Source organism: Rummeliibacillus sp. SL167, assembly GCF_007896505.1.
Lineage (GTDB): Bacteria > Bacillota > Bacilli > Bacillales_A > Planococcaceae > Rummeliibacillus > Rummeliibacillus suwonensis.
This window is the reverse complement of sequence record NZ_VCBM01000001.1, coordinates 1,635,745-1,651,786: the sequence shown is the minus strand read 5'-3', so window position 1 is coordinate 1,651,786 and position 16,042 is coordinate 1,635,745. Positions and strand designations below refer to the sequence as shown.

Sequence of the window (16,042 nt, the reverse complement as noted above, 5' to 3'; positions counted from 1 at the left end):
TAGGATACGACATTAAGCGGTAGAAAACAAGGATTTTAAACGATATTAAAATGGTTGGAGAAGAAGAATGTTGCCAAAAGAATTAGATGTGATCGCAATCGTTGGACCGACAGCCGTTGGAAAAACTGCACTTAGTATTGAACTTGCCAAGGCCATTGATGGAGAAATTATCAACGGAGATTCCATGCAAGTTTATAAAGGCTTGAATATAGGGACAGCTAAAATTACACCTGAAGAAATGGAAGGAATTCCTCATCATCTGCTCGATATTAAAGAACCTACAGAATCTTTCTCGGTTGCGGACTATCAAAAACTAGTTCGCAGCAAAATTGATGAGATCAACGCAAAGGGAAGATGCCCAATTATTGTTGGGGGAACAGGGCTTTATATTCAAGCCGTATTATTTGATTATCGGTTTACGGAGGAAAAAATTGATCCAACTGTTCGTGAAAATTATTACAAAGAATTGGAGAAGATTGGTCCAGAGGCCATGCATAAAAAACTAGCTGCTATCGACCCTAAAACAGCAACCATCATTCATCCAAATAATACACGTCGAGTTATTCGTGCTTTAGAAATGGCAGAGCATAATGGAGTTCAAAAATCAGACCAAATTCAACACTTAGGTAATCATCCATTATATAAACATCGGATCATTGGACTGAATATGGATCGACAGTTTCTTTATGAGCGGATCAATCATCGAGTAGATATAATGATAGAACAGGGTTTACTAGAAGAAGTAAGAGGGTTATATGACAAAGGAATCCGAGATGTACAGTCTATGAAAGCGATTGGATACAAGGAGATTTATGATTATTTAGATGGCAAAGTAACACTGCAAGAAGCCATTGACCAATTAAAACAAAATTCGCGTCGATATGCAAAGCGACAACTCACTTATTTCCGTAATAAGTTGGATATTGAATGGTTTGATGCTCAATTGGGTACAATAAAAATAATTGATAATATTTTACAAAAATAAAGGGAATTCACTAAAAAAAGCGAATATACAATACTATTATTAACTTAAGGGGGATCATTCTTCATGAAATCAACGAATTTGCAAGATACGTATTTGAATCAATTACGTAAAAACGGTATTTTTGTGACCGTCTTTTTATTAAATGGATTTCAATTAAAAGGAACAATACGTTCTTACGATAATTTCACGGTATTACTTGAAGTGGATGGCAAGCAACATTTGATTTACAAACATGCAATTTCAACATTCTCTCCATCGAAATCTATAGATTTACAACAAGAAGTAGAATAGTTTGATAAATCTCTTCTATATGAATCAATTTCATAATGCAAAATCCAGATAAAAATACGAACATTTTTTGTTAATATTCAGACTTGTTTGTTCCGCTACACAACTATCAAAATAAGTCATTATTAAACATTCGTATTTTTCAAGAAGAAAATGATTTATGCAATTGATTCATATAATTATTCATGTAAAAAACCATTTATAACTGGACTAGTTATAAATGGTTTTTCTATGAAGTTTTACATTAGGACTTGCTGGTTGATTTATATTTATTCTTATCCTGTACAAATAAGATGGCAAGCTCTTTAGTTATGATGCAAGGAACAAATATGTGCCTCGATTGCCTATTGTTTCAATTAACAAGCAGTGGGAGATGAAGAAAACTTTTCACTGTGCGTAATTTTATTCTACAGGGACCTTATAATGCTGAAATATAGTGGAAATGATGAATAGTTGACGTATAAGAAAGAATTGATAAGATTAAATAGGACTTAGTTTAGAAATGGAGTCGATAGAGATGGCATATATGTCCAATTTAACGGAAGAAACAATGATTTTAGCCAAAAAAATAGAAGAAAAAGTGAAACCTTACTTAGAAAAGGCAGATGACATGGCATTTTACAACCAACAAAAGGTATTAGCTGCTTTTCGTCATAATAATGTCAGTGAAAGTCACTTTTATCCGTCAACAGGCTATGGCTATGATGATGAAGGACGTGATACGTTAGAACGTGTATATGCTGAAACATTTGGGGCAGAAGCTGCCATTGTTCGACCACAAATTATTTCAGGTACACATGCGATTACACTCAGTCTTTTCGGGGTTTTGCGCCCAGGAGATGAGCTCATTTATATAACAGGAAAACCGTATGATACATTACAATCGATTGTAGATGGTGGTGACAAAGATACAGGCTCTTTAAAAGATTTCCATATAAGTTATCAACATGTTGATTTACTTGATGATAAAGCTGTCGATTGGGAGCGTGTTGAAGAGGTAGTTTCAGATAAAACGAAAGTCATTGCTATTCAACGATCAAAAGGGTATGCAGTAAGACCTTCCTTTACGTTAGATCAAATAGCGGATATGATAAAAAACATTCGTGCTATTAAAGAAGATGCGATTATTTTTGTCGATAATTGTTATGGTGAATTTGTTGATGCAGTTGAGCCGACAGAGCTAGGTGCGGATTTGATGGCAGGTTCCCTGATTAAAAATCCAGGTGGTGGTCTTGCGAAAGTTGGAGGCTATATTGCTGGAAAAGCGAAATATGTCGAACAATGTTCATATCGAATGACTTCTCCAGGTATCGGAGCAGAAGCAGGTCCATCGTTAAATGCACTGCTTGACATGTACCAAGGATTTTTCTTATCACCACATGTCGTCGCACAAGCTTTAAAAGGAGCCATCTTCACTTCCGCTATTTTAGAAGAAGTTGGCATGAAACCATCACCGCGTTATGATGCAAAGCGTACAGATCTAATACAATCTGTATCATTTAATACACCAGAACAAATGATTCAATTCTGTCAATCGATTCAAGCAAACTCACCTGTCAATGCACAGTTCGCTCCTCAACCTGCGCCAATGCCAGGTTATGAAGATGATGTGATAATGGCTGCAGGCACGTTTGTTCAAGGTGCAAGTATTGAATTATCTGCTGATGGTCCGATCCGTCCGCCATATACTGCGTATGTGCAAGGTGGGCTAACCTATGAGCATGTAAAATACGCAATCCTAAATGCTGTTCAAAATTTGCAAAAATGATGTAAACTCATGAAACATGCTTGATTCCTGTTACAAATTTCATGTAAAGTGAGATTGAGAGAAGTTTGTCTAATGTAATCATTTCTAATGATATGCTTTGACCATAAGCAACCTTATAAACAAAGGTTGCTATCTCTCATATTTTTTGATAATTGAATCAATTTCATCATACACAGTTTAAAGGACAAACCTGAACACTATATGAATACAGCTGTTGTTAGTTAGGAAAAAATTAGAGTAATGGGGAGACGAAATAAAAAATAATGTCCTATTATGAACTCTGTATGTATGGATCCTTGCTATGGCTTGCTCGAGTCATCAAAAATAGAATTTAGTTCAATGTCTCATGGGAAAAGTAAGACGAAAATCAGCTAATACTTTATATTTTAGTGGATAAGATTCGATAATCAACACATCTTAATGTATCCAAATAGAAACCAAAATGTATGGATGAAATGGATTCTTTGGAATAAGCATGATTCACTGAACACGAACATGATTGAAATTTTAAGCAATTACGCCAATGTGTAATAAAGAGAAGCTAGAAAACTCCATATTGACGGGCTTTTTTTAATAGTTTAAAATTAAATGTAAATAATTCTAACATGTTATTGACAATAATAATAACATCATGTATTATAAATCATGTGAAAGGTAAGGTGAAGGAAATGAGTAAGGAAATACGTAAGACCATGCCTTTGCTACCAATCAGTATAGTTATGCAGCTAACTGATTTAACTGCTCGCCAAATTCGTTATTACGAAGAACATGAGCTGATCACGCCTGCTAGAACAGAAGGCAACCGTCGAATGTTTTCATTAAATGATGTTGATGTTTTGCTAGAAATTAAAGATTTGTTGGATCAAGGCATTAACATGGCAGGTATCAAGAAAGTCTTCGCAATGAAGAATGAGCCAGTAGTGGCAAAACAAGCAAAAACTGAAATAACTGATGATGATCTAAGACGCATTTTAAGGGAAGAAATGCAACAAGCACAAAGGATGCAAAAAACTTCAATTCGTCAAGGTGATTTATCTCGATTCTTTTTATAAGAGCCGAGTATAATAAAATTTTATTACATATTTATAGGAGAGTGATTCGTGTGGCAAAGTACACAAAAGATGATATTCGTAAACTTGTAGAAGAAAAAGAAGTTAAATTTATTCGTTTACAATTTACAGATATCTTGGGCACTATTAAAAATGTAGAAGTTCCAGTCGACCAATTAGAAAAAACCTTAGATAATAAAGTAATGTTTGATGGTTCTTCTATTGAAGGTTTCGTACGTATTGAAGAATCTGATATGTACTTATATCCTGATTTAGATACATTCATCGTTTTCCCATGGACTGCTGATAAAGGGGCTGTATGTCGCTTTATTTGTGATGTATATAGTCCTGATGGTACTCCATTTGAAGGAGATCCACGTAATAACTTACGTCGTGTGTTAAAACGTATGGAAGACCTAGGCTTCACAAGCTTCAACTTAGGACCTGAACCAGAATTCTTCTTATTCAAATTAGATGAAAAAGGCGAACCAACTCTTGAATTAAATGACCAAGGTGGTTATTTCGATTTAGCACCAACAGACTTAGGTGAAAATTGCCGTCGTGACATCGTGTTAGAACTTGAAGAAATGGGCTTTGAAATTGAAGCATCTCACCACGAAGTTGCTCCTGGTCAACATGAAATTGACTTTAAATATGCCAATGCAATTGAAGCCTGTGATAATATCCAAACATTCAAATTGGTTGTTAAAACAATTGCACGTAAACACGGCTTACACGCAACATTTATGCCAAAACCATTATTCGGTGTAAACGGTTCTGGTATGCACTGTAACGTTTCATTATTTAAAGGTAAAGAAAATGCATTTTATGATGAATCTGGTGATTTAAAACTAAGTGAAACTGCATATCAATTTATGGCTGGTGTGTTAAAACACGTTAAAGGTTTCACAGCTGTTACAAATCCAACAGTCAACTCTTACAAACGTTTAGTACCTGGTTACGAAGCACCATGTTATGTAGCTTGGTCAGCTCAAAACCGTTCACCATTAATTCGTGTCCCAGCTTCTCGTGGTTTATCAACTCGTATCGAAGTCCGCTCAGTTGACCCATCTGCTAACCCATATTTAGCAATGGCTGTTATTCTTCAAGCAGGTTTAAATGGTGTTGAACAACAACTTACTCCACCAGCAGCAGTAGATCGTAACATCTATGTGATGAATGCTGAAGAACGTGCAGAAGCAGGTATCGGCAACTTACCAGCTAACTTGAATGACGCTCTTGCAACACTTGCAGAAGATAAAGTTATCCAAGATGCTCTTGGCTCACACATCTATGCTAACTTCCGTGAAGCAAAAGAAATCGAATTCGATATGTTCCGTACACAAGTTCACCAATGGGAACGTGACCAATACATGAAAATGTACTAAGATTGAATGCGTTGGGGCTCTAAGCTCCAACGCTTTTTTTATTTACCACGAATCCAAGTTCGTGGTAAATAAATTTGAAAGTTACCACATTTTTACCACGAATTTTTTCCTTCTCCTATCATTTCATGTTATTTCGCATATATTTATCCTGGAGCTATTTAATATGTCTGCATTTTCTCCACATAGTAAAAGCCAATATTTATGAGGTGATTTTACTGATGAAACTTTAGTGACTTTTGTTGAAAAAGGCAAAATTTCAGATGTCGGAAGGCGCGAATCATTAACGCTGAAATAATGTAGGGCAATGTGTGCAGCAAACGCAATCAACCGACTAGCGTTATTTTTATAGTGAAAATGAGTGAACTTTATTAAAGGTAATTCTCCCTCTTTGTCGAAATAAGTAGAAAGAGAGGAAGGGGTTCGTATGAAAGATGTTTTTTTAACGGCTCTTACGAAAGTTGTTAACGAGACAAAAGGATTAAGTCTTAATATTACGTTAAATGCACATGGCACAACAATTTCCGGTAGCTTGATTGGCTATGAAACTTATTTAAAAGAGCTGAGTAACAGCTTTAAAAAAGCTAACAGTGATTCTACAATTGCAGAAGTATTTTCGGATAAATTTACTAAATTAGCTGATGTGACTGCGACATCTTCCTTAAGTAACAAAAGTGAAAGTAAAAATCACGACCCTAATTTTATCCATTTAAAGGGCGTAAGAATTGTAAATTCGAATGGCGATTTTATTACTAACACACTATGGAGAGGAAAAATAGATTCAATTGACGGATTCTTTTTCGGTGCATTCTAAAAATTTAATAGGAGCACATCCATTTGGGTGTGCTTTTTTGTATGCGAAAAAATTTAAAAATGAGGTGCTAAAATGGAACATTTATTAAAAACAGCAATTGCAATAATGAGGGGACCAGCTTATTACTTCTTGAGAGTCAGAAAATTAAATTGAAATAGAAGAAAAATCAGGTGTTCATTATAAATGTGGGTGCCTAGTCTTTTTCATTTTATTAACTTTTCGTTTTAAAAAAATTAATTTAACAAAATATATAAAAAAATATATTTTAAACATAAATTTCTATAAAAGGATTTATAAAATGATATTATATGTTAATATTTATAAGAATGATATAATAATTGGAGGTACTAGCTTAGGTGGACTTGGTATATTTTTCCCTGTACTTCTTATTCCAGGAGCAACAGGTAGTTGGTTCTATCTGTTCGCAACACGTTTAGATGCTAATAACAAAGGCAAAGGTGTTATTGTAGAAATGACGTGGGCCGCTGTGTTTGATATTACGACACAATAGTTGTTAAAAGGAAAGAGATAAACCAATGAAGTATATTAAATTAGGAATATTTTTTTTACTAGTCTTATCAAGTATAGTTATTGGAACTAATTCAATTTTGCAAAAGAATGCTTCTTTAGTTCCGTTGTCATTATTTTTAACAATTCTTATACTTCTTATAGCTATATACGTTACAAAATTGAAAAGTTAAGGTTTTAAAAAGTATGATATATTTTGCTCCGTCATCCACAAATGACGGAGCTTCTACATTTTTGTACATAAAAAAGATGGAAATTAGAGGATATTCAGTACAAATTAAATATTGGATTCAACTCAAAACTAGAATTAGAATACATCATACGGACAAACGAACAACCAATAATGCACTGGGGTATCCATATATAGACTTTAAATACTCGTCAATTTTATTATATCGATCCGTTTAGCGAAAACGTGGCCTATATGCTTTAGATGATGTTGTAAAAATAAATCCAATTACATTTCGCAAAATTCTTTAAAGTAGGTGATGAGATGATGGAAGGAAATAGAAAATTAATCCATCAACAAATTATCCTTGACTTAACGAGTTAAAATAATATTAGACAAATGTGTATTTGTAGTATATAATGAAATTAATAAAGTCCTTTATAGGAAAAAAGTTGAATTCACATATTACAAAGAGTAATCGTGTTTGTTCGGTACTTTTTGCAATATGTGAATTTTTTTCTTTTAAAAACTTATATATTAATAATTATTTAATGGAGGTCATTTAAATGACACAAGGTACAGTAAAATGGTTTAACGCAGAAAAAGGTTTCGGTTTCATCGAAGTTGAAGGCGGAGCAGACGTATTCGCTCACTTCTCAGCAATCCAAGGCGACGGTTTCAAATCTTTAGACGAAGGTCAAAAAGTTGAATTCGAAGTTGAAGAAGGTAACCGCGGACCACAAGCTGCAAACATTGTTAAACTTTAATCTTTAATTGGTTAAAGAAGTATAAAAAAAACCAGAGGAATCCTTTCAATAGGATTCCTCTTTTTTTATTTAGTTTGACTCTATTATCTATATACATAAAATATGTTGTGGGATTGTAGCTTTATTTTAGTTACCACGAGCCATGATAATTCCTTACCACATCCTTACCACGAATTCTTGAGATATTATGATTTTCTATGATAAAAAAATCCCTAAAACATTGATATATCAATATCCTTGACATTGTATGATTAAAACAATTCTTGTAAGCCTTGTTCCGTACACAAGTTTACCAATGGGAACGTGACCCAATATTTGAAAATGTACTAAGTCTAAATTTGTTAGGGCTCTAAGCTCCACCTCTTTTTATTGCCCACAGGATTTCGTTTCAAAGTAAATTTTTTTCATATCTTACAAATTTATTTTCCTCTTTTTTGTAATTCACTTTCAATTCTTCAGATAACCCGGTCTACTTCAGCCAATGTCTTTTCTTGGTAGCTAGGCGATGAATTTTTCCTAAAGCCTAAACAACAGATTCAAGTAAAACATGTTTTTTTTACCCTTTTCACATTATCAAATTGAAGATAGCTCGATCAGCTGTGTTAAGAGGGGGAATGGTAAATGAAGAAAATTTGTGGAGACTGTGGCGGAGGGATAGTGATGACTTGCAATGATGAAGAACGGTAAATAAGAACGTAGTGTATGTAATGAGTAAGAAAAAGGATAAAATTGAATCATTAACATGTATGAGAATATAATCGAAAATTTAAGTCATACTAATAAGGGCTCGGATTGTATCACCATTATTAAAAAGGAAAGGAGCATATCGAAAATGAATCACTTTTTGGCAATCATTATTAAATTACTAATGATTACAGCCGTTGTTACTTTTATTCATTCATTTATTTATGGCGGATTAATCACTAATTCTCTGCTTATTAGTTTGATACTAACATTTGTTACCTATATTGTTGGTGATTTGTGGATCTTTACTAAATCAAGTAAACAACAAGAATACGTTTGGAGAAATACAATCGCTACTTTTTCAGATGCGATCTTGGTTTTCATCATCATCTATTTTGTGGGTTCCACATTGAACGATCCAAATAATGTCGATTTACTTTCGTCAGCGTTTGCCTCTGCATTAGTATTAGGTATAGTGGAATGGCTATTCCATAAATATATGGATGTTGCAGTGTTTAAAAATCAATTAAAGAGGATTACTGAAAGAGAACCAAATGGACATATTTAGTCACAATTTTTGATAAGATTTTTTATAGTTAAGCCTATTCTATAAGATAAAATGAAGGATGTTGAAAAGGCTGAAAGAACTAAATATTTCCTTTAGACTTTTCCCTACATTTGTGCCCCGGATTGTAGGGATTTTTTTATGAAATGATCAAGCCTTTTCGTGATTAATATTTTCTATTTTGATGAATTTAAAAACTAAAACTAAAAGAATGATTCCGATCAAACCAGCAATGATGTAACTTAAATTGAGATAATTCACCATTAACACCGACATTAGTGGAGGACCGGCAGCAACTCCTATATATCGTGCAGAACTATAGAAAGAAGTAATAGTACCTCTTTTTTCTTTACTAATATTTTCAGTAATAATTGCATCAAGTGCTGGTAAGAGTGAACCTAAGCCCATACCTGCCACACTGGTGATAGTGAGCAATAAAACTAAATGTTCTTTTAAAAATCCAACGAATATTATGCTAATGGAAATGACCCATAAACATAAAATGATGGTTCTTTTAATTGTTTTTAAATCTCCTTTAATTTTCTTTCCAACTAAATAGGAAGCAATACATAAAGTTAATAATGGAATGGCTAACAGAAATCCCTTCTTCACGCCATGAATGTTGAAAGCTTTTTCCAGAATATCTGATAGGAAGAATAACATTGCAAATAAAACAAGCATAACATAGGCACCATTGATAAAGACTACATATAACCAATTGCCATTCTTTTTAAACGTTTTTTTAACAGTGCTTAAAAATTCGTTGAAACGTATGGTTTCTTCTTTCTTCTTAGGTACTTTAACAAAGAAAAAGATGAGGATCATAGAAATCAGGCTGAAAATTGAAATAGAGAAAAAAGGTAAAAACCAGATCAATGCGGCAAATGCAGATCCGAGTATTGGACTTAATACTTTTCCGAATGTATTAGACGTTTCGATAATCCCAAGAGTGGAGCTTACTTTTTCATCGTCTCCATTAAATAGATCTCCAACCAATGGCATCACAATTGGAAATGCTCCAGCAGAACCTATGCCTTGTAATATTCTTCCCCATATAATAGTGACGTAAGGATCGTCCATTTTCCAAGAGGCAAAAGCAGAGATTAATCCACCGATACATGTTAAAAATAAGCTAGGTAAAATCACCATTTTTCTTCCAAATCGATCTGATAAATAACCGGCAACTGGGATAAGAAGAATAGCTGCAACAGAAAAACTAGTGATGATCATACTTGATTGAAAGGAAGATATGTCAACCTTTTTTTCTAGAATGGAAAGTACAGGAATTAACATAGAATTTCCTAAAGTGATCACTAAAGGGACTGAAGCTAGACTTATAATGCACCAAATACTAACTTTTACAGTGCTTGAATCTTGTTTGTTCATATTACACCTCTATTTTTCCGTCAATAAAGGTATCGTATCCGAAAAATCTTATTATATACTTCCTTTTAGCAAATAGATGGTTAAAAAAGTGATTCATATGCCCTAAATCCAAAATGTAAGCCAAAGCCTACCATAGAAAGAGAAGAGGCAACGGATAAAATATTTAAAAAAGTGCTAGATAAGAATTTTTTCGAGCCGCTTGAAATGGTTGCCATTGTTAAATCGACCAAAATGATACCAAATAAAATAAGACAACTATAAATAATAATTTCAAAATGATTTTTACCAGAGCCACCTACTAAGACAGAACCATAAATTCCTAACCAAAAAAGAATGGTCAGAGGATTTAATAAGGCTATAAGAAATCCTGATAGAAAGGAATATCTTAAGCGAATTGTTTTTTTAAAATAAGAATCTAACTTCCTTTTATGAAGTGATAGTAAGTTTTCAATACCAGTATAGACTAAAACAAAGCATCCGAAAGACCAGAGAATTGATTTAATAAATGGATATTCGACCAACTGACCAATTCCCAAATATACCATTAACATATAGACAATATCAGTGGCTATGGCACCTAGACTAAAGAACCAAGCATGAAAAAAGCCATTGGTAATACCCAAATTTAGCAAAGTGGCTTTCACTGGGCCGATTGGTGCAGCCAATGACACCCCTAATAAAAAATATGGAAATATAGAATTCATAAAGATTAGCCTCCGCCGCTGTATGATGTTAAATATTATATTCGGCTAATGTACATGTTAAAACTAATACAAAATAAAATTTGATGATGAATGCGTTTCATCATGTAAAAATAGCTCTAAAATCTAATCATAATCATAGAAACGCATTATTCAAGGTGATAAGATAAGGCGTGTAAAGAATTATTATTTTATGAAAGGGTATGGATCACAGATGCCTGGAACAGAAAAAAAAGTGAAAATTAAACAAGCAAAATACCAGATTATTGCTGCAGATATTGCATCGAAAATAGTAGAAAATAAATATCATGTTGGAGAGAGAATATATGCTCGCTCTTCTTTAGCAAGTCAATATGGTGTTTCTTCTGAAACAGCGCGTCGTGCAATTGCGGTATTGCAGGATTTAGAAATTGTTGAAGCGACAAAAGGTTCTGGCGTTATTATTCAATCCTACGAAAAAGCTGCAAAGTTTGTTCATCAATTACAAGATGTGCAATCTGTGAAGGAAATACAACGCGATATGCTAGAAACGATTATTCAGCAAAAAGAAGAATTGGAGAAGCTTGAAAATTTAACAAAGGAATTAGTCAGTAGGGCAGATCGTTTTCATTCCCTCAATCCATTTGTCCCTTTCCAAGTAACGATTACTGATTCATGTGTCTATTTAAATAAGACAATCGAAGAAATGAATTTCTGGCAAAATACGACTGCTACGGTAGTGGGGATTCGGAGAGGACAGGAAATTCTATTATCACCGGGTCCATATGCTACATTACATGATCAAGATGTACTTTATTTTATTGGAAATGAACAGTGTATAGGCATTGTTCAAAATTTCCTTTTTACAGCCAACCAATAGTTGCTGTCAAGATGTACTTTAATGCCAAGTAAAACTTAAGGAATAGTCCACAAAAAACATGAATGCTGATCGAATGCATTCATGTTTTTTATTATTTAGCAAAATTCCCCTGAGACTATTGAAATAGAGATGATTTGACCAAAGTAACAACTCTTTGTTATCATTAAGTTGTCACTTAAACGATAAATCATAAATTGCTTCCCTACAAAAGAATAAATGTCTAGGAGAGATGTATTTGCAAAAAATAAAAATTGATCATGTCAGTAAAGTATTTGGAAAACATACAAACCAAGCACTTAAACTTGTGCAAAATGGAGCTTCTAAAAAAGAAATTTTGAAAAAAACAGGTGTAACGGTAGGGGTTTATAACGCTAGTTTTTCAGTAAACGAAGGTGAAATATTTGTCATCATGGGGTTATCGGGTAGTGGTAAATCTACGCTTGTTCGTTTATTAAATCGATTAATAGAACCAACAAACGGTGATATTTTCATAGATGGCGAGAATATTTCAAAGATGAATAAAGAACAGTTGAGAAATGTACGGCGAGAAAAAATGAATATGGTGTTCCAAAACTTTGGATTATTTCCTCACCGAACGATTTTACAAAATACAGAATATGGGCTCGAAGTACGAGGAATCTCAAAAGAGGAACGCCGACAAAAGGCGGAACAAGCATTAAAAAATGCGGGTTTACTAGATTTTAAAGATCAATATCCCCATCAATTATCTGGAGGGATGCAGCAACGTGTAGGATTAGCAAGAGTATTAGCGAATGATCCAGATATTTTATTGATGGATGAGGCCTTTTCAGCACTAGATCCGCTTATTCGAAAAGAAATGCAAGATGAATTATTAGATTTACAGGAAACGATGCAAAAGACCATTATATTTATCACGCATGACTTGAACGAAGCTCTACGCATAGGCGATCGAATCGCTATTATGAAAGACGGACAGATTATCCAAATTGGTACTGGTGAAGAAATTTTAACAAATCCGGCAAATGAATATGTTCGTCATTTTGTTGAAGATGTGGATCGCTCTAAAGTGTTAACTGCAGAAAATATTATGATACGTCCAATTACGGTAAACGTAGAACAGGATGGACCCAAAGTGGCACTTTCTCGTATGAGAGAAGAAAAAGTTAGTTTACTAGTGGCGATTGATAGAGCGCGTAATTTAAAAGGATACATTACTGCAGATGATGCCTTAGAATCCGCAAAGCGTGGCGATAAAGATATCAAAAAAATCGTTCAAACAAACATGATAACTGTCAATCACGATACACTTATTCAAGATGTTTTTCATGTGATTTATGATGCTCCAACACCCGTAGCGGTTATGAAAAATAATCGGTTAGTAGGTATTTTAATCAGAGGTGTTGTGATTGAAGCGTTAGCAAAGGGAAATGAGGAGGCGATTTTGCATGAGTAACTTCCTCGATAATATTCCAAGACTGCCAGTTGCCGATTGGACGCAAAGTGCAATGGATTGGATGACAAAGAATTTTTCAGGATTGTTTGATGCATTGCAATCTAATGGTGAATGGTTAATGGATTCCATCACCAATTTATTGACTACTATACCACCGATCCTATTTATACTAATCATAGCTATCTTAGCATTTTTAGCTTCAGGTAAAAAATTAGGATTGACCATTTTTTCTATAATCGGTCTGTTATTTATCTACAATCAGAATTTATGGGATGAGCTTATGAATACAGTGACACTTGTATTATTTGCAAGTCTTATTTCTATTATTTTGGGTATTCCAATTGGAATCATCATGTCTAAAAGTAAATGGGCAGAGGAAGTCATTAAACCGATTTTAGACTTTATGCAAACAATGCCGGGCTTTGTTTATTTAATACCAGCCGTTGCCTTTTTCGGAATCGGTGTTGTACCAGGTGTATTTGCATCTATTATATTTGCTATCCCCCCAACTATTCGTTTTACAAACCTCGGAATACGCCAAGTGCCAAAAGAGCTAGTAGAAGCTTCGGAATCCTTTGGTAGTACTCCATCTCAAAAGTTATTCAAGATTGAACTTCCTCTTGCAAAATCAACGATCATGGCAGGGATCAATCAAACAGTTATGCTGGCTCTTTCAATGGTAGTAATAGCATCTATGATTGGTGCACCTGGATTAGGACGTAAAGTATTGTCAGCTTTACAACGTGCACAAGTGGGAAATGGTTTTGTAGCAGGATTAGGTTTAGTGATTTTTGCTATCATTATTGACCGTCTTACACAAAGCTTTAATAAGAAAAAATACGAATAAGAAGGATGATTAGATGAAATTCAAAAAAATAAAATCTTTAGGACTTGTAGTGGGGTTAGGTTTAAGTGCTATTTTAGCTGGATGTGGTTCATCAGATAGTAACTCTGCAAATTCTTCCAAAAATGAGAAAATCAATTTGGCTTATGTGGAATGGGATACAGAAGTCGCCTCCACGAATGTTATTGGTAAAGTACTTGAGGATATGGGTTATGATGTAACATTAACGCCACTCGATAATGCAATTATGTGGGAAGCTGTTTCAAAAGGTGAGGCAGATGCGATGGTGGCAGGCTGGCTACCAAACACACATGCGGCTCAATATGCCAAATATAAAGATAGCTTAGAAGATCTTGGAACAAATTTAAAAGGTGCAAAAGTAGGCTTGGTTGTACCTGCATATATGGATGTTGACTCCATCAGTGATTTAAAAAAAGAAGCCAATAGCACCATTACAGGAATTGAACCTGGTGCAGGTGTTGTGGCAGCAACTGAGAAGGCTTTAAAGAACTATGATAATTTAACATCATGGAATGTTAAAACATCTTCTTCGGGTGCAATGACAGTTGCGCTTGGTAAAGCTATCAAAGACAAAAAAGATATCATTGTCACAGGTTGGTCACCACATTGGATGTTCCAAAAATATGATTTGAAATATTTAGATGATCCAAAAGAAATCTATGGTAAAGAGGAATCTATCCATACGTTTGCTAGAAAAGATCTAAAAAAAGATTCACCAGAAGCATATAAGGTATTGGATCAATTCCACTGGTCTACAAAAGATATGGAGCAAGTGATGCTTGATATAGCAGATGGGAAAGACCCAGAAGAGGCTGCAGAAGATTGGATTAAAGATAATCAGGATAAAGTCGATAGCTGGACAAAAGATGCGGTCAAAAAATGATCTTGTCAGCAACGCCATTTCCAAGCTTAAAATCGATAAATAAGCGTTAACGAGGGACAATCGTGGAAGATGGTATGCCGATGAACAGGAAGAAACTTTCATTCTTACTAGGGGAGAGTAACTAAATCGGCTTTTGCAATACAAATCAGATAAAATGTTAATTGAGACAAATAGAAAGTTGAAAAATGCAAGCTTTTCGTTTTAAAATTTAGTGTGGGGGAACCTCATTCACTGAATACAAACAATCGATCAATACATCTGATTGTCGATAATTAATAATGGCTTTAGAAATTTGAAGAAACACCCCATTTCTAGTATGTGTATTTCGTGACACTTACTAAAATGAGGTGTTTTGTATCCCTTTCCATTACTTTTTATCTTGCTGTTTCTTCCAAACTTCATAGAAGATTTCAAATTGCTCAAGTGCATCCATTAGCTTTTTAGGATTGTCATGGAAGAATAAATCTTCTCTTACAAGAAAGAAATCAACTACTTCTCTTTGATAAGGAGTTAAACTTGTATACTCTTCGTTTGTGATACCAGCATTTTCAAATTCTTTTGGATTCACAACATCCGAACGACCAAGTAAAAAATCTAAAGAGACATCATATAAATCAGCGATTTTAACCAACATTTCATTATCAGGTTGCCTAGTTCCATATTCCCAGTTCGCGTATGTTGAAACAGTTTTGATGCCTAATTTATTTGCTACGTATGTTTTAGTCCAACCTCTTTTTTCTCTTAAATAAGTAAGACGAGTGCCTAAGGTATCCACATAATCACCCCTTAAGAATAGATTCTATCATCTTTTACACAATTTATGTAAAAAAATACTCAAAAAGAGTAATAAAAGGTTGACTTACTCAAAAAGAGTGAATATAATAGGAATATAGTTACACAAAATGAGTAAT

Annotated in this window: 16 protein-coding genes; 13 read left to right on the top strand and 3 right to left on the bottom strand. The window is 34.1% G+C overall.

The genetic code is table 11. The features are described from left to right. Positions 1-67 precede the first annotated feature (67 nt). From miaA to FEZ13_RS07400, 9 genes are all read left to right on the top strand, one after another. Positions 68-985 carry a tRNA (adenosine(37)-N6)-dimethylallyltransferase MiaA gene (gene miaA / locus FEZ13_RS07440; protein WP_146552061.1) on the top strand — a complete coding sequence of 306 codons (918 nt, stop codon included), beginning with the start codon at positions 68-70 and terminating at the stop codon, positions 983-985. A gap of 63 nt (positions 986-1,048) precedes the next feature. After that, positions 1,049-1,276: an RNA chaperone Hfq gene (gene hfq / locus FEZ13_RS07435; RefSeq protein ID WP_146549281.1), complete on the top strand. Its 228-nt coding sequence runs from the start codon at positions 1,049-1,051 to the stop codon at positions 1,274-1,276. A 514-nt stretch (positions 1,277-1,790) separates the two neighbouring features. Beyond that, positions 1,791-3,041 (top strand): methionine gamma-lyase family protein, encoded by a 1,251-nt coding sequence (locus FEZ13_RS07430; RefSeq protein WP_146552060.1) that lies wholly within the window; start codon positions 1,791-1,793, stop codon positions 3,039-3,041. Between the two features lie 668 nt (positions 3,042-3,709). Beyond that, positions 3,710-4,093 (top strand): MerR family transcriptional regulator, encoded by a 384-nt coding sequence (locus tag FEZ13_RS07425; protein ID WP_146549279.1) that lies wholly within the window; start codon positions 3,710-3,712, stop codon positions 4,091-4,093. Positions 4,094-4,143: 50 nt separating this feature from the next. Next, entirely contained in the window at positions 4,144-5,478 is a 1,335-nt protein-coding gene (glnA, locus tag FEZ13_RS07420) for a type I glutamate--ammonia ligase (protein WP_146549278.1), read from the top strand. Positions 5,479-5,902: 424 nt separating this feature from the next. Continuing rightward, positions 5,903-6,289 carry a gas vesicle accessory protein GvpU gene (gvpU, locus tag FEZ13_RS07415; RefSeq protein WP_146552059.1) on the top strand — a complete coding sequence of 129 codons (387 nt, stop codon included), beginning with the start codon at positions 5,903-5,905 and terminating at the stop codon, positions 6,287-6,289. A gap of 298 nt (positions 6,290-6,587) precedes the next feature. Beyond that, complete coding sequence (locus FEZ13_RS07410; protein WP_146552058.1) at positions 6,588-6,800, top strand: hypothetical protein; 213 nt, start codon at positions 6,588-6,590, stop codon at positions 6,798-6,800. A gap of 752 nt (positions 6,801-7,552) precedes the next feature. Then, positions 7,553-7,753: a cold-shock protein gene (locus tag FEZ13_RS07405; protein ID WP_146549276.1), complete on the top strand. Its 201-nt coding sequence runs from the start codon at positions 7,553-7,555 to the stop codon at positions 7,751-7,753. Positions 7,754-8,585: 832 nt separating this feature from the next. Further along, complete coding sequence (locus tag FEZ13_RS07400; RefSeq protein ID WP_186725817.1) at positions 8,586-9,005, top strand: DUF2512 family protein; 420 nt, start codon at positions 8,586-8,588, stop codon at positions 9,003-9,005. A 147-nt stretch (positions 9,006-9,152) separates the two neighbouring features. On the opposite strand, the gene FEZ13_RS07395 is transcribed toward FEZ13_RS07400, so the two are convergent. Then, positions 9,153-10,388, bottom strand: coding sequence for an MFS transporter (locus FEZ13_RS07395; protein ID WP_146552056.1), 1,236 nt, complete (start codon positions 10,386-10,388; stop codon positions 9,153-9,155). 80 nt (positions 10,389-10,468) lie between these two features. After that, positions 10,469-11,092: a LysE family translocator gene (locus tag FEZ13_RS07390; RefSeq protein ID WP_146552055.1), complete on the bottom strand. Its 624-nt coding sequence runs from the start codon at positions 11,090-11,092 to the stop codon at positions 10,469-10,471. Between the two features lie 211 nt (positions 11,093-11,303). On the opposite strand from FEZ13_RS07390, the gene FEZ13_RS07385 reads away from it, so the two are divergent. From FEZ13_RS07385 to FEZ13_RS07370, 4 genes are all read left to right on the top strand, one after another. Then, positions 11,304-11,948, top strand: a complete 645-nt coding sequence (locus FEZ13_RS07385; RefSeq protein ID WP_146552054.1) for a GntR family transcriptional regulator — start codon at positions 11,304-11,306, stop codon at positions 11,946-11,948. Positions 11,949-12,183: 235 nt separating this feature from the next. Beyond that, positions 12,184-13,383, top strand: a complete 1,200-nt coding sequence (locus FEZ13_RS07380) for a quaternary amine ABC transporter ATP-binding protein (protein WP_146552053.1) — start codon at positions 12,184-12,186, stop codon at positions 13,381-13,383. Continuing rightward, on the top strand, positions 13,376-14,230 hold the full coding sequence (locus tag FEZ13_RS07375; RefSeq protein WP_146552052.1) for an ABC transporter permease: 855 nt from the start codon (positions 13,376-13,378) through the stop codon (positions 14,228-14,230). Before FEZ13_RS07380 ends, FEZ13_RS07375 begins: the two co-directional genes overlap by 8 nt. 13 nt (positions 14,231-14,243) lie before the next feature. Further along, positions 14,244-15,131, top strand: coding sequence for a glycine betaine ABC transporter substrate-binding protein (locus FEZ13_RS07370; RefSeq protein ID WP_146549269.1), 888 nt, complete (start codon positions 14,244-14,246; stop codon positions 15,129-15,131). A 367-nt stretch (positions 15,132-15,498) separates the two neighbouring features. Here the strand turns inward: FEZ13_RS07370 and FEZ13_RS07365 are convergent, their stop codons facing one another. After that, a complete protein-coding gene (locus FEZ13_RS07365; RefSeq protein ID WP_146552051.1) occupies positions 15,499-15,906 on the bottom strand; it encodes a helix-turn-helix domain-containing protein in 408 nt (135 codons plus the stop codon). Positions 15,907-16,042: the final 136 nt, after the last annotated feature.